Source organism: Paenibacillus ferrarius, assembly GCF_002027705.1.
In the GTDB taxonomy this organism is placed as follows: domain Bacteria; phylum Bacillota; class Bacilli; order Paenibacillales; family NBRC-103111; genus Paenibacillus_E; species Paenibacillus_E ferrarius.
The window spans coordinates 133695-158091 of record NZ_MBTG01000010.1; the positions used below are offsets into that span (position 1 = coordinate 133695).

The following is a 24397-nucleotide window of genomic DNA, read 5'->3' on the forward strand; positions in this document are numbered from 1 at the left end:
ATTGTTTTCAATTGTGATATGATAGTTTAATAGATTGCGAAAGAAAGGAATGACCGATTTATGAGAATTAGCGACCATATTATATTGTGGAATCATGTTCTCATTAGAGTGATGGACGTTCGCCGCATGATGCTGGAGCCTGGCGAAGTCATGCGCGGATATCGCGTGCCGACAAGCGCTTTTTTGTATGTTACCAGCGGCAGTGCTGAGCTGCACATAGACGGAATTGAAAGTCGCTTGCAGCGATTTCATGTTCTGCACGTAGGGAAGGGCCTTAGTCTCGACATTGCGGCTGTGGAGCAGCTGGAATATTTTATGGTGCTGTACAAGGCAACATTGCCGCTTCCGAGCCGATATGAACTGGTCAATCTTATGGAGCGGGAGAATCCGTTCCAATTGCGCTATACTTTATCACCTAAGTTTCCAATATCTTGGCTGCAGAAGTTGGAGCATATGTATCAAATATGGCAGGCGCCCAGTTCGCTCGATAAATTCAAAGTGAAAACGCTATTTTATCAATTGCTTTACGAACTGGTAGAGCAGCTGCACGAACAAGGGGTCGATGTTATCCGTCCTGATCTCGTCAGCCAAGCTATCTATTATATGGAGGAGCATTATCAGGAAACGGTGACGCTGGAAGCGTTGGCCGAAACGCTGGAGTGTACGTCCAGACAATTGCTCCGTTTGTTTAAAAATCAAATGAATACAAGTCCGATCGTGTATTTGATCGGGCTTCGGGTGAACAAGGCCAAGGCACTTCTTGTCTATACGGACAGAACGCTGAAAGAGATCTCGGAGAGTGTCGGCTACGCGGACAGTTATTATTTCAGCAGGATTTTCAAGAAGCAGGAGGGGATCTCTCCCCAAAGGTTCAAAGAGTCGTACGGCCGGGAATGGCGTCGAAATAATCCATTCCCGGTGTCGAAATATCCCATTGTGGAGGGGGGGCTTAGACGCTATAGTAGTAATGGTTATGAGAATCATTATCATTATAGAGAAGAGGGAGATTCACAGATGTATAAGAAATCAAGAGCCTGGATGACTGCCATGGTCGTCATCTGTTTCACATTACTTTTAAGTGCCTGTTCAACCGGATCGACGACAACGCCTACCACGACGAGTGGAGTAACGCCGGTCCCTGCCGCTAGCAGCTCTCCATCGGCCGCGGCGAATAAGGAAGCTGATGCCCCGCGGGTTATTAAACATGCGATGGGCGAAACGACGATCAAGGGTACGCCGTCCCGAGTCGTTATCCTGACCAATGAGGGGACGGAAGCGCTGCTCGCAGTTGGTGTTAAGCCGGTGGGTGCCGTTATGTCCTGGCTTGGGGAACCATGGTACGACCATATTAAGAATGATATGCAGAATGTAACTGTCGTCGGAGATGAATTGCAGCCGAATATTGAACTCATTGCCAGCTTGAAACCGGACCTCATTATCGGGAACAAAGTGAGGCAGGAGAAAATTTACGATCAGCTGAAGCAAATTGCTCCTACGGTGTTCGCGGCTGACTTGGTCGGGGATTGGAAAGTCAATTTCAAGCTGTACTCAGAGACGGTGAATAAGAAGGATGAAGGCGAAAAAGTAATGGCTGCTTTCGACAAGCGGGTAGCGGATGTGAAAGCGAAGCTCGGCAGCAAGGCAGCAACGAAAGTCTCACTAGTGCGTTTCTCGGCGACACAGGTGCGCATTTACCAGAAACAGACATTCGCCGGCGTACTGCTTAACCAACTGGGCATCGCACGTCCTGAGTCGCAGGAGAAGGACTCTTTCATTGAAATTTTGAATAAAGAAAATATCGCCAAAATGGATGGAGATGTCCTGTTCTACTTCGTATCGGAAGCGAAAGGGAAGACGGATGCTGCGAACGTTGTGAAGGAATGGATGAATGATCCGTTATTCAAAAACTTAAACGTTACGAAAGCCAATAAAGTGATTCAAGTAGATGAAGGAATTTGGAACTCCGCAGGCGGATACAAAGCGGCTAACCTGCTCCTCGATGAGTTGATCAAGTATTTCGATGTCAAATAATAGAGCCGCATTGCTTCACACACGCAAAAGCAAGATGATCGGATTGTCAGCGGGAGCTGTGTTCCTGCTCATGCTAGCCACAGCGAGTGTTCTACTGGGGGCGCATACATATACGTTTGGCGATTTGTGGATGAGTTACAAGCATTTCGACGGCTCGAACGAGCATTTGATTCTTAGAACGACCCGGGTCCCCCGGGTTCTGGTGGCGGCTGCCGTAGGCGCTTGTCTCGCAGTAGCGGGTGCCGTCATGCAGGTGTTGACGCGAAACCCACTGGCATCCCCTTCCATATTCGGCATTAATGCCGGTGCTTCGTTATTCATCGTCATCGGGCTGGTCCTATACGGATCGGCTCTTTCGATGAATGCGATGATTTGGATCGCTTTTGCCGGCGCGCTGTTCGTCTCGATCTGCGTATATGCCATGGCGATGCGGGGCAGCTGGTTCGAGCCGATCAAACTCACCCTGGCCGGCGCGGCGATGGGGGCTTTGGCCTCGTCAATTACGTCCGGCTTGATTCTAATTAACAAGCAGTCGCTGGATACGGCCTTGTTCTGGATGATCGGGTCCGTCACCGGGAGGAAATTGGACCATTTGCTGTCTGTTGCCCCCTATATGGCGATTGGTTTAGGACTAGCGCTGCTTTTGGCAGGCTCTTTCAACATTATGGTGTTGGGCGAGGACAGTGCCCGAAGTTTGGGTCAGCGGGTGACGCTCGTGAGACTGCTGTCCTCGCTTGCCGTCGTACTGCTCGCCGGGAGCTCGGTCGCGGCTGCCGGCCCAATCGCATTCGTCGGACTGATCGTTCCGCATCTGTGCCGGTCGCTGATTGGGCATGATCACCGGTGGCTGCTGCCGTGCTGCGCATTAAGCGGCGCTGTGCTGCTCGTAGCGGCGGATCTTGCGGCACGTTTCGTGCTGATGCCTAAGGAGGTACCCGTCGGTATCGCTACGGCGATGCTGGGCGTTCCCTTTCTGATCCATGCGGCAAGGAGGAAGGAGCATGGCTAAATTACGCTCGAGAAGATCGGCTTTGATCATTATCGGTTTATTTCTCGTGATGATTGTGCTTTCAATGGTTAGCCTCTCTGTCGGCAGTGTAAGCATCCCGATGAAGGATGTTTTCCGCTCGTTGATCGGACAGAACATGGGCAGTTCAGAGCTGATTCTCTGGAACTTCCGGCTCCCGAGAATCCTTGCCGCGATCCTGGTTGGGGCAGCGCTGGCCGTATCAGGCGCCCTTCTGCAGGGGGTGATTCGGAACCCGCTCGCTTCACCGGACATTCTAGGCGTCACCGGAGGCGCTTCGGCAGCAGCTGTTGCTTTCATGACACTGTTCACCAGCTACAGCATCCATTGGATTCCCGTTGTTGCGATGGTGGGAGCACTTCTCGCAGTGCTGATCAATTATACCCTTGCTTGGAAGCGGGGGGTATCGACCTACAGGCTGGTGCTCATCGGCATCGGCCTTTCCACCGCGCTGGGAGCGCTCACCATGTTCCTGCTCATTAGCGGGCCGGCTTACTTGGCGGCTCAGGTGTTGAACTGGATGACAGGCAGCATCTACGGGACAAGCTGGAAGTACGTGCAGATCATCTTTCCCTGGATTGCCGTCTTTATTCCGTTCTCCTACGTGTATGCGAAGGAGTTGACGATTCAGACATTAGGCGAAGCGACGGCTATGGGGCTTGGCAGCCGGCTTCAAGTTACCCGAGTTATCGTACTGCTCTACAGCGTAGCACTTGCCGGTGCAGCTGTTGGGGTGGCTGGGATGATTTCGTTCCTCGGCCTCATGGCTCCTCATATCGCCCGCAAACTCGTAGGCAACTCGTATTCGCTCATCATTCCCGTTGCGGCTTTCACCGGCGCGATTCTGCTTCTGTTGGCTGATTTGGCCGGACGTATGCTGTTTATGCCGCTGGATATACCTGCAGGGGTATTCACTGCGGGTATTGGGGCGCCGTTTTTCCTTTATTTGTTATTCAAACGCAAGCCGATTCGTTGACAATAAAGAATGGGTTTACACGCAAAAGGACCGTCAGGATGTTTTCCTGACGGTTTTTCCTACCTGCAAATGAATGGAAAGCAGAAGTCTCCCCTTTTTCTGAGAAGGGCGTTAGAGTGATAAGCTGGTTTCATTGTATTAATTCCAATGCAAGTTAGTTTGAAGAGCTTGAAGGACGATTTCACTGGATAAACTCCAATGCATAATCTAAAAAGCAAGTATTTTGAGCTTTTAATGAGTATTTCATTGGATTATTTCCAGTGTAAGCTGGCAGAAACTCTTTGACGGCTGATTTCAGTGGACAAATTCCAATGAGAAGAATAAAGCAGGGCCCCGATCTCTCTCGGAATTGGCCGAGCAGCGAGGCAATTCGATTTATTTTGCCGGTGAACGGAACATCTCCGTAAGATCATGAATGATCTTGCTTCTGCCAATGGGGGTCCAGCTCATGAGAAGCCAGTTCGGAATATAGTGTGTTTGTTGGCTGGCAACAGCGGGAATTAAGCTCCATGCAGGAGTCTGTATGAGTTGCTTAAATAATTGATCCGATTCTGGATGATTAATATGTTTGATAATAAATAAATGCTCGGTCTCCAGACTTGGGAATTCTTCGACCAGCATTTCATCTCGCATCTTCGTAGGAGATACTGCATTGCCTGGCTTCATGCCAAGCTCGGCATACAGCAATTCATTCAACGGATGGTTGACAGCCCCCTGAATACGAAGCGCATGCGGAACAACCTGCATGACGGTAACACGTGCATTCCCGATCGATTTGTTCAGCGAATAGCGGGCCTCTGACGTTTTTTCATCTAGCTGATGGAAGGATTGTGAGGCTTCTTTTTCACGTCCAACAAGCTCGGCAATATTCATGTGTGTCAGACGCCAGTCGAGATGATGATCAAGGACAACTGTAGGAGCGATCTGTTTTAATACCTCAAATAAGGATTTATGAAAGTAGTCGGCGATGATAAGATCAGGTTTCACAAGCCTAAGCTGTTCCAATGCTGACGTTAATCGCAAATTATAATCTGCGTCGTTCATCCAAGGATATCTGAAGCAATCTACCCCGGCAGCGGGATTCAGTCCTATAGAGGCAAGGTTGTTGTGAAATCCAGTGCGCGAAGCGGAAGCGATTGTAAGGCGTTCTCTTTTGATATACAAAGTAGGCGAGTAGCCAACTGCTTCTTTAAATAAGCGGCTGAAATAATACTCACTGCTGTAACCGACGCTGCTAGCTACTTCTTTAATGGAGCAGGAGGGAGTCAACTGATCTTTGGCATGTTTAATCCTTACACGATTCAAATAATCAGTAAAGGAAATGCCTGCTGCGCGCTTGAAGCTGCGACAAAACGCATTAGGAGTAAGCATCGCGATGTCTGCCAGTTTTTCGCGTGTAATTTTTTGGTGGTATTGTTGATGAATATAGGCAATACAGGCGTCTATCCCATGTGTAGGAATCTGTGGAGATTCCTTTTTTGCCGTATCTGATAGGAGGAAGTCAAGCAGGCCTTGCAGCTGCAAATCTGGATCTATTGCCCCATTCCCATCAACAGCCTCATTGGGATGAATCAAATGATAAAGAGCAATGATTCTTTGCTGTACTTGATCGGGGTCGCGCGAAATCAAAGGTCCTGTGGACAGCCCTTTCAGTGGACCTGCAGCACTTTTGAGCGTCCATTGCTGTCCGCTTCTCATTGTTGTTACGGAATGGATAACGACTTGGTAATACTGGGTTTCTGCTTCTATGGTTTCCATGCTAATTCTTGTACCAGGACTGAAATGAAATAGTTGATGCGGCTCATAGGAATGCGGCACATCATTAATCACGACGGTTCCGCTTCCTTTGGCAATGAGGCAGAGCATAGAAACATGAACAGTTCTAGTTCGTTGCAAGAAGGGCTGCAATCGCCTCAACCTGCGGATGGAAGAGAGCATATGGAGGGTACGACTTTTAGGGGAAACAAGATGAATGGATGTGGCAGGCAAAATATTCTCACCCTCTCGCTAGCATTTATGAGTTTACTGGTAGAATTGTGCATCATATCGGATATTTCAGGTCATGGACGGCCAATAACGCTTGCTTTAGACTAATAGATGATAACAAGAATCATTATCAATACAAAAAGGGAGAGAGAAATCTATGATTCGGCAAGGTACTAGAAAACATACAGTGGGGCTGCTTTTCATCATTTTATCACTTATTTTGGCGGCATGTGGAACAGGAACTACCACAACATCTTCACAGCCGACAACGAATGCAGCTGGCGCCGCAGCAACAGCGAAGGCAACTCCAGCAGCTAGCGCACCCTACACGGTTAAACATATCATGGGGGAAACTACGGTTAAAGGTAATCCGCAAAGAGTTGTCATTTTGGTTAATGATGCCGTGGAGGCATCGCTGGCACTTGGCATCAAACCAGTTGGAATGGTTAAAGCATGGGGCGTACAACCTTATTATGACCATTTGAAGGACAAATTGGAAGGCGTGCAGATTGTCGGTGATGAAAACCAACCCAATTTGGAGGCAATCGCAGCTCTCAAGCCTGATTTAATTATCGGCAACAAGCTGCGTCAAGAGAAAATATATCAGCAATTATCGAGCATCGCGCCTACGGTTTTCTCCGAGCGTACCAATTCAGACTCGCTGATCAACTTCAAAATCTATGCAGGAGCATTGAATAAGAATGAAGAAGGCGAGAAACAGTTGGCTGCTTTTGAAACCAAGGTGAAGGATCTTCAGCAAAAACTTGGAGACAAAACGAATACTAAGGTTTCGTTGGTTCGTTTCTATTTGGAGGATAAAGTAAGGGTCTACTATCAAGATACATTTGCAGGCGGTATTCTCAAAAAAATCGGTCTCAAGAGACCCGCAGCGCAAGATAAACCAACATTCGCCGAGATTATAGGGAAGGAGCGCATTCCAGAACTGGATGGTGATATCATGTTCTATTTCACGCTGGAAGATGACAAAGGGATGACAGCCAAAACCGAAAAGGCTTGGCAAGAAGAAACGCTTTGGAAAAACTTGGACGTCGTGAAAAAAGGAAAAGCGATCAAAGTGAACGATGGCATTTGGAATTCCTCAGGGGGCATTATTTCCGCTAATCTGATGGTCGATGAATTGTCGAAGTATTTATTAAAATAAAAAAAGTTGGACAAACCCGTAATCTGGTCGAATGACTTGGCTACGGGTTTGAATTTCGTTTATACGGAAGGGAACGTAAGATGATACTTCGAAGCAATTCAGCCAGAATTACAGGGCTAGTCGTTGGTTTGGGCATAGCGGCAGCTTTGTTCCTCAGCAGCAATGTGTATGGCTATACAGATACATCCTGGTCTACATTCCTTGCTGCCTATCTGCGCTTTGATGGAACGAACGCACACGTTGTTATACGCGACATCCGATTGCCGCGAGCGATTATCGCCTGCATCGTGGGAGGGGCTTTGGCAACAGCGGGAACCTTGATGCAAGGCTTAACGAGGAATCCTATGGCTTCGCCAGGCGTTCTTGGAATCAATGCGGGAGCGGGTTTCTTCATTGTTATCGGATTTTCTGTGCTCTCGATGACTTCGCAGCTCGAATTCATGTGGCTCTCGCTGCTGGGTGCCGCGGTCGCAGCTGTTGGGGTTTACTTCATAGCCTCTGTTGGCCATGAGGGCTTAACGCCACTTAAACTGACGTTGGCTGGAGTCACATTGTCCGCTTTATTCACCTCGTTCACTGCGGCAATTCTTGTATCGAATGAAAGTGTTTTGGATAATATTTTTCTATGGATGGCGGGGTCCGTGGAAGGACGCAAGCTTGAAGCGATATGGCCGGTACTGCCCTTTTTCTTGACAGGATTCATATGCGCGTTGTTTCTTGGTCAGGCGATGAACGTGATCTCTGTCGGCGAGGATGTTGCCAAAGGTTTAGGGCAGAACACCCTTCGTGTCAAGATTGTCGCACTGATTGTCATTGTGCTGCTTGCCGGTTCCTCCGTGGCGATTGCCGGGCCTATTGGCTTTGTTGGCTTGGTCATTCCACATGTTGTCCGCGGGATCGTCGGCATTGATCATCGATGGGTGATTCCTTACAGTATCGTATCAGGCGCTTCGCTCTTGCTGGCTGCGGATATCGCAGCACGTTTCGTTGCATACCCGAAGGAAGTTCCGGTCGGCGTTATGACAGCTATCATCGGTGCTCCGTTCTTTATCTATTTGGCAAGAAAGGAGTATGTTGCGAAATGAGCCGCTATGTCACTTTTCGCTCTGAGCGATTGCGTTTATCCTTTTTATTGGAAAAGAAACGAATGGCAATGCTTTTTGTAAGCATGCTGATCCTCTTGATCCTTTCTATTGTAAGTATAGGCGAGGGAACACTCTATATTTCACCACTGCGGACGGTGCAGGTTCTATGGGCTGGTCCTCATGGAGAGGCGATGGAATCGATTGTCATCTGGAACTTCCGGCTGCCGCGGCTTATCATGGCTTGTTTGGCGGGAATGGCTCTCGCATTGGCCGGAACGATCATGCAAGGTGTTGTCCGCAATCCGCTGGCTTCTCCGGATATTATCGGGATTACAAGCGGTGCAGCGATGGCCGCAGTGTTGTTTCTTGCTATCTTCAGTCTCAAAACGAGTATATTTCTTATGCCAGTGTTTGCTTTCGCCGGCGCTTTGTTGGTTGCGGTGTTCATCTATCTGGCAGCTTGGAAAAAGGGAATATCGCCATCACGAATCATTTTGGTCGGACTAGGCGTATCTGCTCTTCTTGAAGCTCTGAAGACGCTTTTTCTCATCTTCAGTCCGATTGCTGTGCTCAGTCAAGCGAAGGTCTGGCTTACAGGTACGGTATACGGCGCCAACTGGGATACGGTTCTCTATTACTCACCTTGGCTGATCCTATTTGTGCCGATTCTGTTTACGCTAAGCAGACGGCTGAATATTCAGGTGCTTGGCAATGAACTGCCCACTTTATTGGGGGGACGTTTGCAGCTTCAACGTTTTGCGCTGATTTTCACAGCAGCAGGGTTAGCGGGGTCGGCAGTCGCTTTTGTCGGCAGCGTTGGCTTTATCGGTTTGATGGCGCCGCATATCTCGCGCAGAATCGTTGGTGGCTCGCATGGCATTCTACTCGTCTGTTCGGCAGTGATGGGAGCCATTCTGCTCGTTGCCGCTGATCTCGTAGGACGCACCTTGTTCGCGCCGCGGGATATTCCGGCTGGCGTGTTCACAGCGGTAATTGGGGCGCCTTTCTTTTTATACATGCTAATCAAAGTAAAAAGGCAGCAAGGCTAGCCGAAATGAAAAAACGGAGGACAGAAGGAGGATTAATGATGACTAAATCTGCACTAACCGCGCAGCAGTTAACGCTCCGGTACGGAGAACAGATCATTATGGATACGCTAAACTTACATATTCCGCATGGGCAGATTACTATTCTGATTGGGAGCAACGGCTGCGGCAAGTCTACTTTATTGCGTTCGTTCGCTAGATTGCTGCAGCCTGCACAAGGCTCGATTCTTTTGAATGGCCGCGAAATTGCCCGGCTCTCGACCAAGGAAGTAGCCAGACAGATGGCCGTGCTGCCACAAGGACCTGTTCTGCCAGAGGGGCTAACGGTCCTGCAGCTAGTACGGCTGGGGCGGTATCCGTATCAGAGCTTGTTTCATCAATGGTCTGAGGAGGATGAGCTTCAGGTGCAGAAAGCGCTTTTGCTGACTCACATGAGCCATCTGATGGATCGCGATGTGAATTCGCTTTCCGGGGGGCAGCGGCAGCGAGCTTGGATTGCCATGACATTAGCGCAGGATACGGAGATTCTGCTGTTGGATGAACCAACAACCTACTTGGATGTGGCCCACCAAGTTGAAATCATGGATTTGTTATTTGAACTGAATCAACAGGAACAGCGTACCATTGTCATGGTGCTGCATGATTTGAATTTGGCCTGCCGGTATGCGCATCATATGATCGCTGTTCACAATAAAGGGGTTCATTCCCAGGGAATGCCGGAAGATATCGTAACCAAAGAGATGATTCGCGAGGTTTATGGGATGGAGTGCGAAATCGGCGCAGATCTATTATTTGGTACGCCGATTTGTATTCCGCATGGGAAGGGGCGCAAGATTTCGCCTAGAGGGAAGAGGCAGGAACTTAATATTATTTGACAATAAATTTGATAATAATTATCATTATCAATGGTAGCTGACGCTAGTTGAATAGCATAGATACTTGTTCTTTGCTTATGAACAGCGGGGATTTGAAATAAAAGTATGACCTACTATTAGGGGGTATAAGTGCTATGATTATCAAGAAATTAAAACTTACTATTGATTCTCATGTCCATAACTCCACTGTCAATGAGAAACTGGATTCCCTGCACATTATGATACTAAAAGAGGTCTCAGCCTTGGATTTATCTGAAAAGGTCGTTATTACTTGGGAGAGTACGGTAAGCGCTCATGTAGATAGACCGGAGCAACGAAATGCGAGGACAGCAGGGGTGGGAATAGCCGACCGCCCCAGCGATCATCCGCGCCATAAGCTAAGTGAGCGACAAACACAGGTTGCTGAGCTGCTATGCAATCATTACTCGGTGAAAAAGATTGCCAACATCCTGTACGTGTCCGAAAATACGGTCAAAAAGCATGCCCAAAATATAAAAAAAGTATTGGAAATTGATCAATCCCGCACTGATTTTATTTACACACTTAAACAGATGATTGACCAGGATTAGCGATGTCATAACCGTTATAACTCGAAGCCTCCACGCGTTTCTAAGCAACATTAGAAACGCGCGGAGGCTTTTTTGTGTTTGAGAGTGGCTGCTTCGTTCGGTGGGAGGGAACTAGGGTGCGCTATATTGCCGAAAACCGCCATATTCCACTCCGAAGGGAACTACGATCCACTATCTTGCTGAAAACCGCCATATTCCACTCCAAAAGGAACCACGATCCGCTATCTCCCCGTTTCCCCGCCGAAACCGGCATCTTCCGCTAAAATAGCGTATCTCAGTTCCCTTTCATGCTGCTTCTACCTCGGTNAGTTCCTTTTCAAGCTGCGTTCTGTGATATTGTATTCGCCCAAAGGGAACTAGGGTGCGCTATATTGCTAGAAAACCGCCATATTCCACTCCAAAAGGAACTACGATCCGCTATCTCCCCGTTTCCCCGCCGAAACCGGCATCTTATGCTAAAATAGCGTATCTCAGTTCCCTTTCATGCTGCTTCTACCTCGGTTTCCGCCAATTAGCGGAACGTAGTTCCTTTTCAAGCTGCGTTCTGTGATATTGTATTCGCCCAAAGGGAACTAGGGTGCGCTATTGAACCCTTTATTGGCCGAATAAAGGTTATTGAGTTCGTAAGGAAGATTAAAATTTGCCTCAAAGTACATTGACTTGGTGACCTAGTCGCAGGAAGTCGCAGGCCAGGTTTTTCGTCACTGCCGTAATCTATTCGGATAACCAAAATCATCCAATCAGACCATATATAAGGCGAATTAAACATGATATCATTTGTCTAAGTGATAATCATTATCAATGAAAGAGTCAATGGGTAACCGATTTTCATTTGAAAAAACAAGGAGAACGGGAGGGAGCCTCTTGAAAAAATGAATGACAGGATGTCGATTAGTATGACCGGAGATTGGAATGCAAGTTTTCGGCTACTCTGGGGCAGCCATTTCTTGTCCGTATTAAGTTCAATGGTTATTGCTCCACTGCTTCCCTTCTATATAGAGCAGTTAGGTGCAGATGATCAAGCATCCATATTAATGTGGAGCGGTCTAAGCTTGGCGGCTCCTGCCGTATCGGCTGCGCTGACAGCACCGTTATGGGGGCTGTTGGGAGACAAAACCAGCCGCAAGTGGATGGTCGTGCGAGCCCTCTTTGGCACGGCTCTCGTACTTACGGCAACAGGGCTCGTCACAAGTCCACTTCAACTGTTTATCCTGCGGTTGCTGCAAGGGGCTTTGGGAGGTGTCGTTGATGCCGTCGGCACATTGGCAGCTTCCCAGGTAAAGCCTGAGGAACAAGGGCTTGTGCGCGGCAAGCTGGAAGGAGCGCTGGCTGCTGGTTCGATGCTTGGCCCTCTGCTCGGAGGGACGATGTTCAAATGGTTTGGTTTCCATCGTTTATTGCTGCTGTTGGGCGGATTAGTTGCCCTATGGACAATCCTCTGCCTGATAGGTTTGAAGGAGACGCGAACTAATCGAGTAACGACTGCAAAGTCAACAGGCCTCATGGGACAGTTTGGTCAACTGGTGCGAGAAAAGATGGTCGTTAGATTCTTGCTTGCAGGGATATGCGCCAATTTCTGCTTGCATGGACTGCTCCCTGTGCTGCCCGTGCACGTGAAGCAGCATCTTGCCAATCCTTCCCAAACCGCGGTTTGGATCGGCATTTTACAAGCGATTAATTGGGCGTCTGCTTGGATAGCCTCCTCTTGGTGGGGAAGGAGAAATGACCGGAGTCCGGTTCATCGGACGTATTTCCTAGCTTCCATGCTATGCTGTACAGCCATTATCATACAAGCGTTTGCCCCAAGTATTGCTTGGTTCATTCCATTAAGAATCCTGCAAGGCTTTGCTTCAAGCGCATTAGTTCAGTCCGTTTTTCTTATCGTTACGCGAAGCTCTCAGAGCGAACAGTTGGGAACCAGGCATGGATTTACAAGAAGCACGCTGTTTATTGGTCAAATTGCTGGTCCGTTGGCAAGCGGCTTTTTCGGGGGATTCATCGGTACGTCTTTCATTTTTACGCTGCATGGCTGCCTGATGCTGGCAGGAGGCTTTCTGGTTCTGAGATTGACTACACGCAAAGAGATCAGGCTGCAATCATCTAATTAGGTAAAGGAGCTATAGTAATGATTTCGCCAAAACGCCAAATGCATTTGAATTTATTTCTGTTAAGCACGGGCCATCATGAAACATCATGGCGGCACCCCGCTACAACGCCGGAGTCGATTACAGATATACAGTACTATACGAAGTTGGCACAAATGGCAGAGAAAGCGAAGCTGGATTCGCTGTTTCTGGCAGACGCGCTGGTGCTGACACCGGCCATCAAGTACAAAGTGAGTGCGGGGCTTGAACCATTCACTCTGCTGTCAGCCCTTGCGATGGGGACGGAACGAATCGGCTTGATCGGCACCGTATCAACAACTTATAACGAACCTTACAACGTAGCAAGAATGTTCGCCTCACTCGATCATATCAGTGGTGGACGGGCAGGCTGGAACAGCGTGACTTCAGTTGGTGATGTAACTGCTGTTAATTTTGGCATGGAGCAGCATCCCAAGCACGAGGAGCGATATGAGCGGGCTAAGGAGTTTCTTGATGTATTAAAGCAGTTGTGGGACAGCTGGGATGATGATGCGATTATCGCGGATAAAGAGAGCGGCATTTATTGCGATTATGATCATAAAATCCACCCAATTCACCACGAAGGCAAGCATTTTAAAGTGCGTGGCCCGCTAAATATTTGCCGTTCACCCCAAGGGTACCCGGTGCTTGTTCAGGCAGGTTCATCTGAAGCCGGTATGAATTTGGCTGCGGAGACAGCGGAAGTTATTTTTACAGCTCAGGATACGTTGGAGCATGGCATAGCCTTTTATGCGAACGTCAAACAAAGAATGCAAAAGTATGGCCGCTCCCGAGATGAGTTGAAAATACTGCCAGGTTTCAGTCCAATCGTGGGCGTCACCCAAGCGGAAGCACGCGAAAAAGAGGAACAACTGACCCAATTGGCCTCGATTGAACTCGGACTCGTTCGGCTGTCCAATCTGTTTGAAACTGATCTGCGCAGATTTCCGCTGGATGTCCCTCTGGATCTGGAAGCTCTGCCTCCGATCGATCAAGTTAAAGGGCAGAAAGCTCGTTTTCAGATGTTTTGTGAAATGGTGCAGCAGCATAATTTGACTCTTCGTCAGCTCATTCTGCGAACAGCCAGCGCTCGCGGTCACTACACGGTGGCTGGGACACCGGAGCATATTGCCGACGTCATGGAGGAATGGATGACCAAAGAGGCAGCTGATGGCTTTAATGTGATGCCGCCGTATTTCCCTGACGGTTTTGAAGATTTCGTCAACCTGGTTGTGCCGGAGCTGCAGAGAAGAGGTTTATTCCGAACGGAGTATACAGGAAGAACGCTCAGAGATCACTTGGGGCTGAAACGTCCTGCGGGCAAGCTTGTCCTGCCTGTGTAAGGATGCAGGCTGATAAATCATTTTGCTGATTTTTAAAATTAAAGGAGGAACGATGATGTCTTTATTGCAAGCGAACCTGCCCTTAAGCACTGTGAAAAACTCAATTGCGGACTGTGTGGGTCACACGCCACTCGTCCATTTAAGCAACCTGTTTCCGCAACCACATGTACAAGTTATCGCGAAGCTGGAATATATGAATCCTGGCGGGAGTATGAAGGATCGGCCAGCACGCTACATTATCGAGCAAGGACTGAGAGATGGCTCTATCAATAGCAACACGCACTTGATTGAGAGCACCTCTGGCAATCTGGGGGTAGCTCTGGCCATGATGGGTAGGGTATATGGACTGGACGTAACCTGTGTGGTGGACCCTAAGATAGCGCTCTCTAACTTAACGATTATGCAGCAAATGGGAGCGAATATCGTGATGGTCGAAGAGCGAGACGATCAAGGAGGCTTTCTCAAAACGAGAATTCGCAAAGTGAATGAACTGCTCCAGACGACGCCTTATGGATTCTGGGTGAATCAATACGCAAATGATAATAATTGGAAAGCTCATTATGCAGGAACCGGGACTGAAATCACAGATGCACTGGACCATGTTGATATCTTTATCGCTGGTGTCAGCACTTCAGGCAGCATTATGGGGACGAGCCGTAAAATGCGTGAGAAGTACCCAAACCTGCGTGTAATCGCTGTCGATGCCGTTGGATCGATCCTATTTGGCGGGACTCCAGGCAAACGCGAATTACCTGGCATTGGCGCTAGTCGCGTTCCAGAAATATTGAATGCTGGTGAGGTCGACACTGCTTTCCATATTACAGACAGGGAGTCTGCCCAAGGCTGCCGGGATTTGCTCAAAAAGGAAGGAATCTTTGCCGGTGGATCGTCAGGTTCGATTGTTGCAGCTATACGCAAGCTGCTGCCGACACTCGATGCTGCACCGAATAAGCCTTTGCGAATCGTTACCCTGCTGCCGGATCGCGGTGACCGCTATCTGGATCTAATTTATGACGATAAGTGGGTAGCCCAGCTGCCTTAGGAATGAAAATCCAATACATGAACTGTGAAAGGTGAGATACAATGATCGATCAATCTCAATTACAACTGCAAGGTTTGAAAAAAGCAGATAGAACAGAGAAACCAGTGCCTGAATTGCTGTACTTGAATCGAGAAACCATTGCCTGGCTTGGCGGGGACTCTTCTTGGCTGTATACAGAGGCATTGGAAGAGGCGCTTTCCCTGCATGCCAGAGGCGACTACGTTCAGCCGTTGAAGCCGTATTTGCGATCAGCGGGCGAAAAGGGGCATATTGCTGACCGAATTATTGCAATGCCAGCCTCTATTGGAGGAGATTTTCCTTTATCCGGTCTGAAATGGATCGGAAGCAAGCATGATAATCCGCAGGAAAGAAGCAAAGAGCGAGCAAGCGGTGTCATCATATTGAACGATGCAGCAAGTCACTTCCCGATCGCTGTGCTCGAAGCCGGGTTGATCAGCAGCATGCGTACGGCTGCCGTCACCGTTGTTGCTGCGAAGCATCTGGCGCGCGCAGGCTTCAGAACGATTGCCTGTGTCGGTTGTGGATTAATTGCTCATGCCCAGCTGAATTCCTTGTTGGAGCAGTTTGACCACGTGCAGGAAGTTTATTTGTTTGACCAATCGCTCCCTGCTGCTGAGCGATTGGCGGGACAATTGCAGGCCAAGTTTCCCCATGTGACATGCACGACGGCGCGAAGTGCCGAACAAGCGGTTCGCGAAGGTGAACTCGTAGTCACATGCACCGTAACGGATACCCCTTACATTCCGTTTGAGTGGATTCGCAAGGGGGCCTTTATCAGCAATATTTCGATCATGGACGTTCATAAAGAAGTTTACTTGCAAGCGGATAAAGTCATTGTTGATGATTGGGATCAATCGAATCGCGAGAAGAAAGTGCTGAATCAACTGGTGTTGGAAGGGAAATTCTCCAGAGAGCAGCTTTATGCGGAGTTAGGCGAGATTGTGATTGGTGCCAAACCAGGCCGCCAGAATGAGGAAGAGATTATTATTCTGAATCCAATGGGCATGGCTATTGAAGATATTGCTTGCGCCCGCTTGATCTATTTGCTTGCCTGCAAAGAGGAGGTAGGACTCAAACTTCCACTCTATTAAATGAGTTATCCAGCGACTTGGTCGCGGAACACGAAGAGGAGGACATGCAGGCATGCTCTACAAATATGGAACGCGTTCCTTTCAAGATGTGATACTGGCAGAACAAGCGGCATTGCGCGGACTTCTGAATAGCTATTTACGGGAAAAGGAAATCAACGATCCCAGATGCCAATTAAGCACTCTGGAAGAAGTGGATTTTGTTAATCAAGAGACGATAGATCTTATAAAAAAGCATAACACACAATGGTTTAAAATTGTGCTGCCTTTGACCCAAATTACGATTGTTGGACTTCTCAGCTATTATTCAATAACAGGTCAACATCAGTATGGTTACAATTTGTATGTTTCAACCAAGGGGTCGGCAATGTCAGCAACACAGAAGGCATTTGTCGCCGTCAGCCCCCAGCAGATTGTTGAACTTTTACTGCTCGAAGTCAGTTATAACGTGAATGATGCCATTAAAGAAAGTCTTCTGCTGGACATGCGGGAGCAGATTGCCAACAGCATCAGGAGAACAGCGATTTATGTGAGACATGCGCAATTAAACGTTGCGGGGGCCGAAGGAAGTCCACTGAGCTATACTCGTTCCGAGCAATCGATGGTGTATGGACATCCTTTCCATCCTACGCCCAAAAGCTCCGAAGGGTTCACGGATATTGATTTAAGTCAATATGCACCAGAAATGGGCGCTGTCTTTGCTTTGCATTACATGGCTGTGTCCAATGAACTCCTATGTGAGGAGTGGATTGGCAAGCGTCCCATTCCACCTTCAACGATTGTTGGGGCTGCGCAGATCAAGCTTGGAGAGCGCTTTGAGGCATACAGCCTGCTGCCGATTCACCCTTGGCAGATGAAATATGTTAGCCAGCAGCCGCATGTTCAAGCGTTAATGAGTCAGAGCAAGCTGATTGATTTGGGGCCGCTTGGTTTGGAAGATGGGCAGCAGGTCTACCCTACTTCCTCAGTGCGTACAGTATGGGATCCAAAGGAGCGTTTGTTTTACAAGCTGCCCTTGCATGTGCGGATAACGAACTTCATCCGTGAAAATTCCGTGGATCAGGTGCGCCGCACGATGGATGCTTCGATCATTTTGCATGCCTTCCAGTCAGGACGTAAAGCAGGCATGTATCCAGGCATGGACATTTTAGCTGAGACTGGCTTTCAAACCGTTCATGTTCCTGATATCCCTGTGCATGAACAGGAGGAGTTATTTGCCTCCTTTGCCGTCGTGTACCGTCAAGCCGAGCAGTTGACGATGGAGGAGCAGGCAGCCTGTTTCGTCGCAGCCGCTTTGCTGGAGCAGCCGCCAGACGGCCAAGAGCCGTTGCTGTTTAAGGCGGTTCGCCAATCCAATCAGGGACTTCTGCCGAATTGGGAAGGTTGGCTTGCTGCTTATTTGAAATTGTCCATGCTTCCCCTTCTTCATTTGTTTGCTGAACAGGGCATAAGTTTGGAGGCGCATGTGCAAAACTCCTTGATTGTGCTTGATCAAGGTGCCCCCGTTCGTTATTACGTACGTGATTTGGAAGGAATCAGTGTGAACCGCAACCTAGCAGAGAAGCAGGGATGGACACCGCATTTGATTCCGGCGGACAGTCCAGTACTGTACACGGAGGTAGAGGCGTGGAAGAGGCTGAAATACTACTTTTTCGTTAACCATTTGGGCGCGCTCATTCATACGATTGCCCGCTGCAATGAAGTAGATGAAGCTTCTTATTGGCAAATTGTTCGCCGTGTTCTCATGCACGAGTTGACTCTTATAGAGGCTAACCATCCGTCCAGTGGATATCTGCATGATTTAGTGGAAAATCCACTTTTTCCGGCAAAAGCCAACTTTATCAGCCGATTTGAGCAGCGAAGTGAAGCACCTGATTATGTGCAAATACCAAATCCAATTTATCACAGCGGGAGGGACGTATGATCGGTCAGCAAATCCAAGAAAAACCAGCAGTCCTATCAGGTAACAGATGGCTTGCTGCGCTGCAATCGCCTGAATATGCCAGAGTGGAGAAACGAATATTACGGCAATTGGTGGAGTCGCTGCTGTTTGAACGAATTATCGAATGTTCTACCGCGAATGAGCCTATTTCAGCGGTTTCGAGTGAATCGCGTTTCGTTATGAAGGGGGTCTCTACGGAGGGATTGCCGCTTATCTACCAATGCTGGGGCAGCCTCAAGATAAGTTTCGGCCGTATTCGCTTGAGTCGCCAGAAGGGGATTGAACGCGTTGGACCAGATGGCGCCACCTCGGAGGCGCGATTGGAACATTTCATAGTAGAGGTGCTTGCGCCCGTTATCCCTGCCAACCAATTGCCTGCGTTTATAGAAGAATTGGAACAGACGCTTATCAAAGACACCCAGGCCCAGTATGTCAATCCGAATCGTGAACTGTCTGGTCTTGAACGCGAGTACGATGCGCTGGAAGCGAATGTGATGGATGGCCATCCGTACCATCCCTGCTACAAGTCCAGAATTGGCTTCAATTTGGATGATAATTGGATGTATGGGCCTGAGTTTAAACCAATGATTAAACCCGTATGGCTTGCAGTTGCGAGGGATGAAAGTTCGGCTGCTTATTCCTCAGCATTGCATGACGAGACATGGATCTCATCCGAGCTGGGTGAGGAAGTGGTAGCCGGCTTTAGATCCAAGCTTGCAGCCTTTGGCAAAGATCTCTCACACTATCGGCTGATTCCGGTTCACCCTTGGCAATGGAGGGAAACGATTATTCGCGTCTTTCATCGCCAGCTGGCAGATGGACGGATCATCCTGATCGGCGAGGGGGCGGATCCGTATGCTCCACAGCAATCGATTCGTACACTTGCTAATGTTCATTCTAAGGAGAAGCCCTATCTCAAGCTTCCGATGAGCTTGACGAATACGTCAACAAGTCGAATGCTTGCCAAGCATACGGTGCTGAATGCCCCGCTAATTTCGGATTGGCTGTATTCTCTTGTTCAGGATGATCCTGATGCCAAGCGGCTTGATTTTGTGCTTCTGCGTGAAGTTGCAGGCGTCGCATACGATCATGAAACATGGCCGGAAACGCTGCGATCACGGGCGTATGGCGCGCTTGGCGCCATTTGGCGGGAAAGTTTGCATCCGTATTTGCGTGGCAACGAGCAGGCGGTCCCTTATAATGCGCTAACCTCTGTGGACCGCTTGAGCCGTCTGCTCATTGCTCCATGGGTGCAGGATATGGGCGTTGAAGCATGGACTAACCAATTGCTGCAAGTAACCATAGAGCCTTTGCTTCATTTATTATTTGCTCACGGCGTGGCGCTGGAGACACATGCCCAGAATATTATTTTAATTCATTGTGAAGGGGTACCGGTTCGCGTTGCTTTTAAGGATTTTCATGATGGTATCCGCTTCTCACGTGAACATTTGGCTAATCCGGCAGGCTGTCCAAGGCTGCATACGCTGCCTGCCCATCATGCAAGAATCAATCCGAATTCCTTCATTGAAACAAAGGACGCCTCGATTGTGCGTGATTTCGTGCATGATGCCTTCTTTTTTATCAATTTAACGGAACTTTGTTTATTTCTTGAAGAGCATTATGAGCTGTCCGAAGCCTATTTCTGGGAAGCAGCCGCTCAAATTATACATCGTTACAGGCAGGCGCACCCTCAGCATGAAATGCGTTATCAAGCGTTTGATTTATTTGCAGAAACGATCCAAGTTGAGCAGTTGACCGCACGACGACTATTCGGCGATTCCGAAGTTCGGCTCCAGGAAGTACCCAATCCACTGCATAGGTTTAGGTGAATCAGATGCTCAAAGAGAATAAACTTAAGCAAAAACTAAAAAATGGCATCCCCGTATTCGGTTTGCTGGTCTCTATTCCCTCAGCGCTCGTCGTTGAAATGATCGGCTGTGCCGATTATGACTTCATTATCATCGACGATGAGCATGTGCAAGTGAATCCGGAAACACTTGAGCATATGATACGGGCGGCTGAAGCCGTTGACTTGATTGCTCTTGTACGCGTGTCCGAGCCTAATGCGAAGGAAATATTGCGAGCGCTTGATGCGGGGGCGTTAGGCATCGTTGTCCCGCAAGTGGAAAGCAGAGAGCAAATGGAGTTGATCGTACGTTCCTGCAAGTATGCTCCGCTTGGAAACCGCAGTCTCAACAGCGGGCGGGCCGGCATATTCGGGAAGCATGATCTAGCGGCCTATGTCCAAAGAGCCAATGAGGAAATCATGATCGTCCCCATGATCGAAACGAGAGCGGGCGTGGAGATGGCCCATGACATTTTGTCCGTGCCAGGGGTTGATATGGTATTGGAAGGGGCGGCTGATTTATCGCAGTCCTATGGCATCCCTTGGCAAACCCGCCATCCGGTTGTCAAAGAAGCGCTGCGGCAAGTAGCTGCAACTGCGAAGCAATGTCATGTTCCTTACTGTGCAATCCCGCGAGCGCCGGAAGATTTTGCAGAATGGTCGGAGTTAGGTATTCAAGCATTTGTGCTTGGGGATGAACGAGGCGTTGCTTTCCGGGCTCTGAAAGCACATCTTCAAGGTTTCGTTCAAAGCTAGGTGGTCAATTCCCATGAAAGGTGTGAATAAGCGTTCATGATACAAAGTGTGTTGGATAATAAGGTATTAACAACGATTCAGCAGTGGAAAGAAACGCATGCCCAGCCGATCTCTGCCTTTATCTATGATTTGCAAGGCTTGCAAGAACATGCGAGGCGAACCGTTAGCGGACTGCCACAAGGATGCAGCCTGTTTTACGCAATGAAAGCTAATCCAGCCAAAGAAATTTTGGAATGTTTGGAGCCAATCGTGTACGGCTTCGAAGCGGCTTCCATTGGGGAAATTAGGAAGATACGCGAGGTGTCGGCAGATAAGCCTGTTATCTTCGGCGGACCCGGCAAGAAGGATGCTGAGATTGAAGAAGCTTTGGAGCTTGGCGTTAAGCTGATTCATGCTGAAAGTACACTTGAATTGAGACGTATTTCGCTTATTGCCGCTCGCCTTGGCGTCCAAGCCTCCGTCTTGATTCGAGTAAATCTCAGAGCATCGTTTCCTGAAGCAACGCTTGTTATGGCGGGACGGCCGACACAGTTTGGAATTGACGAGGAGCAGGTTGCTGAAGCCATTGAATTAGCCCTGTCGCTGCCGCATGTGCAGTTGGAAGGATTCCACCTGCATTCCATTTCCAATAATCTGGATGCCAGCTTGCACGTCAGATTAATTTCCGTCTACCTTGAACGTGTTAGGGGCTGGAAGGAGCGCTTCGGACTTCAATTGTCTTATTTAAACGCTGGAGGCGGCTTTGGGATTTCCTATACAGATATGGAACGCAAATTTGAGTGGGATACCTTTACGTCCGGGCTTCGTACAGTTGTGCAGGAGCAGGGTATAGCTGGCGTTGAGCTGTTGTTTGAGCCAGGCCGCTATTTGGCGGCGGCCTGCGGCTTCTATGCCACAGAGGTTGTAGATCTGAAATGCAACCATGATAAGCATTATGCGATTTTACGCGGGGGCTCACATCATTTTAGATTGCCAGGCGCTTGGCAGCACAGCCATCCTTTCGAGGTTGTGCCTGTGGAGCGATGGGATTATCCGTTCGCAAGGCCAGAAATTCAGGATAAGGAAATAACTGTAGCGGGTGAGTTGTGTACGCCAAAAGACGTGCTGGCAAGAGACATTCATGTTGCTCGTCTTCGCGTCGGGGATATTGTGCTTTTTCGTCTTGCAGGAGCTTATGGCTGGACGATTTCAGCCCATGATTTCCTGAGCCATGAGCATCCTGAGCATATTTTTCTATAAAGGGGGGGACTTCAAAATGGGACGACAAACGGTCCAAGAAGCTTCAGCTCATGGAGCTATTGCAAGCAAATCTCAGGAGCGTATATGCATGGATTTAGTTAATGCGCTGCTGGCGGAAGGCGTATTAGAAGAGGATGGCAGAGGCGAACTGTTGGAACTGTCAGAGATGACAAGGTTCTCCGCCGGCTTGCATTCATTCTTTGAGGCTCAGAAACATCCCGGCTTCTATTTCCGTTGGTGGTTGAATCGCGAGTCAGGCCGATTTCTGATTTTCCCTGTGCGTCCAGCTGTGGTTCAGGCATTCTGTTACTGCTTTGGCGGTGGCATATATGAAGTGAATGAAATGAGCCAAAGATCCGCGAGCGATGGGAAACCGTACAGCAGGGAAATCGGGCCTACCCGGATTGATGCCATGAAGCTGTTGGAACTGGTTGCAGAGCAGCGCTGCGCTCCTCATGAGAGGGACGGAGATAACAACGGGGTAGCGCGATTAAAAGAGCTGCTTCGCCTGTCGCTTGAGCAGACAAGTTGGTCAGACGCTTACGCTGCGCCTATGTGCGATACTTCGTATGCTGCTCACGCAAATGACGCGGCTTGGCGTCTCATTGCTTTAGAGCGCCAAGCTGCATGGCGGGATCGTCCTTTTCATCCTGTAGCCAAGGCAAAGGGGGGCTGGACACAAGCCGATTATGAGGCCTTCAGCGCAGAATCTGGGCAACCCATTACACTGGAGTGGTTGGCCGTAAGCAAGGCGTTTATATACAGCGGCAAAGCAAGTGAGGAGGGTGCCTTAGCTGCGCTCACACCTGCCGATTTGCTGCTTGCACCTGAGGAACGCAAGGCTGTGCATAAAGCGATGGAGCTGAAAGGTCTGTCGCAAGAGCTGTATATTGCGCTGCCTGTGCATCCATGGCAGCGAACGGCCATGCTGCCGCAAATGCTGCAAGAAGAGTTGGCATCGGGCATCTGTATTCCCCTTGATGTGCAAACAGGCGTTTACTATGCGACTTCATCTGCGCGATCGTTGGCTCCTCGGAACGGGAGCAACCGCCATCTGAAGCTGCCGCTTGGCATCGTTTCACTCGGTGCTGTTCGCTACTTGCCTGCTGTGCACATGATGAACGGTGAGCGAGGCCAGCGATTGCTGGAGCAGGCGCAAATGCACGATTCAGTGCTGAAAGATCAGCTATTCCTATGCGATGAAAGAACATGGTGGGCTTATTTGCCTGCAAGTGGCGACTTTTTTGCTGATCCTCCCCGGCATCTTTCTGCTTTGATAAGGCAATATCCTGCTTCACTTACGGAGACGGAGAATATTCGCTTATTGCCGATGTCGGCATTGGCAGCATACCCACGAGAGGACCAAAATACGATACTTGATATCTGGATAAGGGAGCGGAACTTGCCTCATTCGGCAGCATCTGCGGCCACCCTATTTGGCGAGGTATGCCTCACATTCCTCACGATTTGTCTGCGTCTGTTCCAATGCGGCGTGATGCCGGAAATCCACGGTCAAAACGTACTCCTGATCCTAAAAGATCAGGTGATTAGCGGCTTGCTTTTACGCGATCATGATTCCGTTCGTTTGCACGTGCCTTGGATGATAAAAAATGGACTGGAAGATCCGCAATATAAGATGAAGCCAGGTTATCCGAATTCGCTGTATAACGAAACGCCGCAGAAGCTGCTGGTTTATTTGCAGACATTAGGCATTCAAGTGAACCTCTACGCCATACTTGAAGCCATAGCTGAGCAATTTAAAATGGATGAGAAGCAGCTCTGGTTAATTATGTTGGAAAGTTTGCAGCAGGCTATTGCTCTTGCTGAGCTGCCGGAAGACGCGAAGGCTGTAGTCATAGCCTCAATGCTTGATCAGCCGAACTGGCCGTGGAAGAACCTGGTCCGACCATTGCTTGAACAGGAAGGGCCGGTTTCAGGCAGCATGCCAGCTAGTATGGGAGAAACTGTGAATCCATTCCATCGTTGTAGAGGCATATAACTTATTGAATTATAATACTAGAATTTCAGGAAGGGAGACCGGATATAGCAAAAAGCTATTCTGGTCATTTTTTTTGAAAAATAAAATCCTTGAGACCAAGTATGTCCATGTTTAGCCGAATTTACGAATAGTGTTCTTCATTCTTAAGAATAAATTCATAATTACCCTTGCTTTTTCTGCAGATTTTTTAGTTAGAATGCAGGAAAGGAAACATTTGTCAAATCATAATGATTGGCAGAGA

The 24397-nt window shown here is 48.8% G+C and carries 18 protein-coding genes; 17 read left to right on the forward strand and 1 reads right to left on the reverse strand.

The features are described from left to right. Positions 1-60: 60 nt before the first annotated feature. Genes BC351_RS12140 through BC351_RS12150 form a run of 3 tightly spaced genes read left to right on the forward strand, consistent with a single transcriptional unit; the run spans position 61 to position 4034 of the window. Complete coding sequence (locus BC351_RS12140) at positions 61-2031, forward strand: AraC family transcriptional regulator (protein WP_079412226.1); 1971 nt, start codon at positions 61-63, stop codon at positions 2029-2031. Then, positions 2021-3040 carry a FecCD family ABC transporter permease gene (locus BC351_RS12145; protein WP_079412228.1) on the forward strand — a complete coding sequence of 340 codons (1020 nt, stop codon included), beginning with the start codon at positions 2021-2023 and terminating at the stop codon, positions 3038-3040. Before BC351_RS12140 ends, BC351_RS12145 begins: the two co-directional genes overlap by 11 nt. After that, positions 3033-4034: a FecCD family ABC transporter permease gene (locus tag BC351_RS12150; protein ID WP_079412230.1), complete on the forward strand. Its 1002-nt coding sequence runs from the start codon at positions 3033-3035 to the stop codon at positions 4032-4034. The genes BC351_RS12145 and BC351_RS12150 overlap by 8 nt, the downstream gene beginning before the upstream one ends. Positions 4035-4409: 375 nt before the next feature. Here BC351_RS12150 and BC351_RS12155 read toward each other — a convergent pair whose 3' ends face one another. Beyond that, positions 4410-5930, reverse strand: coding sequence for a helix-turn-helix domain-containing protein (locus BC351_RS12155; protein WP_158082063.1), 1521 nt, complete (start codon positions 5928-5930; stop codon positions 4410-4412). 247 nt (positions 5931-6177) lie between these two features. Between BC351_RS12155 and BC351_RS12160 the strand changes: the two genes are divergently transcribed. The 14 genes from BC351_RS12160 (at position 6178) to BC351_RS12225 (ending at position 24156) form a co-directional block, all read left to right on the forward strand. Continuing rightward, positions 6178-7182 carry an ABC transporter substrate-binding protein gene (locus BC351_RS12160; RefSeq protein WP_079412236.1) on the forward strand — a complete coding sequence of 335 codons (1005 nt, stop codon included), beginning with the start codon at positions 6178-6180 and terminating at the stop codon, positions 7180-7182. An 80-nt stretch (positions 7183-7262) separates the two neighbouring features. Then, complete coding sequence (locus tag BC351_RS12165) at positions 7263-8267, forward strand: FecCD family ABC transporter permease (RefSeq protein ID WP_079412240.1); 1005 nt, start codon at positions 7263-7265, stop codon at positions 8265-8267. Then, complete coding sequence (locus tag BC351_RS12170; RefSeq protein WP_079412243.1) at positions 8264-9316, forward strand: FecCD family ABC transporter permease; 1053 nt, start codon at positions 8264-8266, stop codon at positions 9314-9316. Before BC351_RS12165 ends, BC351_RS12170 begins: the two co-directional genes overlap by 4 nt. A 35-nt stretch (positions 9317-9351) precedes the next feature. Beyond that, on the forward strand, positions 9352-10188 hold the full coding sequence (locus tag BC351_RS12175; RefSeq protein ID WP_079412246.1) for an ABC transporter ATP-binding protein: 837 nt from the start codon (positions 9352-9354) through the stop codon (positions 10186-10188). A gap of 134 nt (positions 10189-10322) precedes the next feature. Continuing rightward, positions 10323-10757: a helix-turn-helix transcriptional regulator gene (locus BC351_RS12180; protein WP_079412249.1), complete on the forward strand. Its 435-nt coding sequence runs from the start codon at positions 10323-10325 to the stop codon at positions 10755-10757. 872 nt (positions 10758-11629) lie between these two features. After that, positions 11630-12865 (forward strand): MFS transporter, encoded by a 1236-nt coding sequence (locus BC351_RS12185; protein ID WP_079412254.1) that lies wholly within the window; start codon positions 11630-11632, stop codon positions 12863-12865. Between the two features lie 17 nt (positions 12866-12882). Beyond that, positions 12883-14223, forward strand: a complete 1341-nt coding sequence (locus BC351_RS12190) for an LLM class flavin-dependent oxidoreductase (protein WP_079412259.1) — start codon at positions 12883-12885, stop codon at positions 14221-14223. A gap of 52 nt (positions 14224-14275) precedes the next feature. After that, the gene (gene sbnA / locus BC351_RS12195; protein WP_079412264.1) at positions 14276-15265 is read left to right on the forward strand and encodes a 2,3-diaminopropionate biosynthesis protein SbnA; all 990 of its coding nucleotides are present in this window, start codon (positions 14276-14278) and stop codon (positions 15263-15265) included. A 41-nt stretch (positions 15266-15306) separates the two neighbouring features. Beyond that, positions 15307-16377 carry a 2,3-diaminopropionate biosynthesis protein SbnB gene (sbnB, locus tag BC351_RS12200; protein ID WP_079412270.1) on the forward strand — a complete coding sequence of 357 codons (1071 nt, stop codon included), beginning with the start codon at positions 15307-15309 and terminating at the stop codon, positions 16375-16377. A gap of 52 nt (positions 16378-16429) precedes the next feature. After that, complete coding sequence (locus BC351_RS12205; RefSeq protein WP_079412275.1) at positions 16430-18298, forward strand: IucA/IucC family protein; 1869 nt, start codon at positions 16430-16432, stop codon at positions 18296-18298. Continuing rightward, a complete protein-coding gene (locus BC351_RS12210) occupies positions 18295-20145 on the forward strand; it encodes an IucA/IucC family protein (protein WP_079412279.1) in 1851 nt (616 codons plus the stop codon). The genes BC351_RS12205 and BC351_RS12210 overlap by 4 nt, the downstream gene beginning before the upstream one ends. 5 nt (positions 20146-20150) lie before the next feature. Next, positions 20151-20918 (forward strand): HpcH/HpaI aldolase family protein, encoded by a 768-nt coding sequence (locus tag BC351_RS12215; protein WP_079412284.1) that lies wholly within the window; start codon positions 20151-20153, stop codon positions 20916-20918. A gap of 36 nt (positions 20919-20954) precedes the next feature. Then, positions 20955-22157 (forward strand): type III PLP-dependent enzyme, encoded by a 1203-nt coding sequence (locus BC351_RS12220; protein ID WP_079412289.1) that lies wholly within the window; start codon positions 20955-20957, stop codon positions 22155-22157. 16 nt (positions 22158-22173) lie between these two features. Continuing rightward, a complete protein-coding gene (locus tag BC351_RS12225; protein ID WP_158082064.1) occupies positions 22174-24156 on the forward strand; it encodes an IucA/IucC family protein in 1983 nt (660 codons plus the stop codon). The last annotated feature ends 241 nt before the right edge of the window (positions 24157-24397 follow it).

Excerpts from the sequence above, each read along its gene's own strand:
- BC351_RS12215 (WP_079412284.1), top strand. The coding sequence starts at position 20,151 with ATGCTCAAAGAGAATAAACTTAAGCAAAAACTAAAAAATGGCATCCCC.
- BC351_RS12170 (WP_079412243.1), top strand. The coding sequence starts at position 8,264 with ATGAGCCGCTATGTCACTTTTCGCTCTGAGCGATTGCGTTTATCCTTT.
- BC351_RS12175 (WP_079412246.1), top strand. The coding sequence starts at position 9,352 with ATGATGACTAAATCTGCACTAACCGCGCAGCAGTTAACGCTCCGGTAC.
- BC351_RS12140 (WP_079412226.1), top strand. The coding sequence starts at position 61 with ATGAGAATTAGCGACCATATTATATTGTGGAATCATGTTCTCATTAGA.
- BC351_RS12185 (WP_079412254.1), top strand. The coding sequence starts at position 11,630 with ATGAATGACAGGATGTCGATTAGTATGACCGGAGATTGGAATGCAAGT.
- BC351_RS12180 (WP_079412249.1), top strand. The coding sequence starts at position 10,323 with ATGATTATCAAGAAATTAAAACTTACTATTGATTCTCATGTCCATAAC.
- BC351_RS12220 (WP_079412289.1), top strand. The coding sequence starts at position 20,955 with ATGATACAAAGTGTGTTGGATAATAAGGTATTAACAACGATTCAGCAG.
- sbnB (WP_079412270.1), top strand. The coding sequence starts at position 15,307 with ATGATCGATCAATCTCAATTACAACTGCAAGGTTTGAAAAAAGCAGAT.
- BC351_RS12165 (WP_079412240.1), top strand. The coding sequence starts at position 7,263 with ATGATACTTCGAAGCAATTCAGCCAGAATTACAGGGCTAGTCGTTGGT.
- BC351_RS12150 (WP_079412230.1), top strand. The coding sequence starts at position 3,033 with ATGGCTAAATTACGCTCGAGAAGATCGGCTTTGATCATTATCGGTTTA.
- BC351_RS12225 (WP_158082064.1), top strand. The coding sequence starts at position 22,174 with ATGGGACGACAAACGGTCCAAGAAGCTTCAGCTCATGGAGCTATTGCA.
- BC351_RS12205 (WP_079412275.1), top strand. The coding sequence starts at position 16,430 with ATGCTCTACAAATATGGAACGCGTTCCTTTCAAGATGTGATACTGGCA.
- BC351_RS12160 (WP_079412236.1), top strand. The coding sequence starts at position 6,178 with ATGATTCGGCAAGGTACTAGAAAACATACAGTGGGGCTGCTTTTCATC.
- sbnA (WP_079412264.1), top strand. The coding sequence starts at position 14,276 with ATGATGTCTTTATTGCAAGCGAACCTGCCCTTAAGCACTGTGAAAAAC.
- BC351_RS12210 (WP_079412279.1), top strand. The coding sequence starts at position 18,295 with ATGATCGGTCAGCAAATCCAAGAAAAACCAGCAGTCCTATCAGGTAAC.
- BC351_RS12145 (WP_079412228.1), top strand. The coding sequence starts at position 2,021 with ATGTCAAATAATAGAGCCGCATTGCTTCACACACGCAAAAGCAAGATG.
- BC351_RS12190 (WP_079412259.1), top strand. The coding sequence starts at position 12,883 with ATGATTTCGCCAAAACGCCAAATGCATTTGAATTTATTTCTGTTAAGC.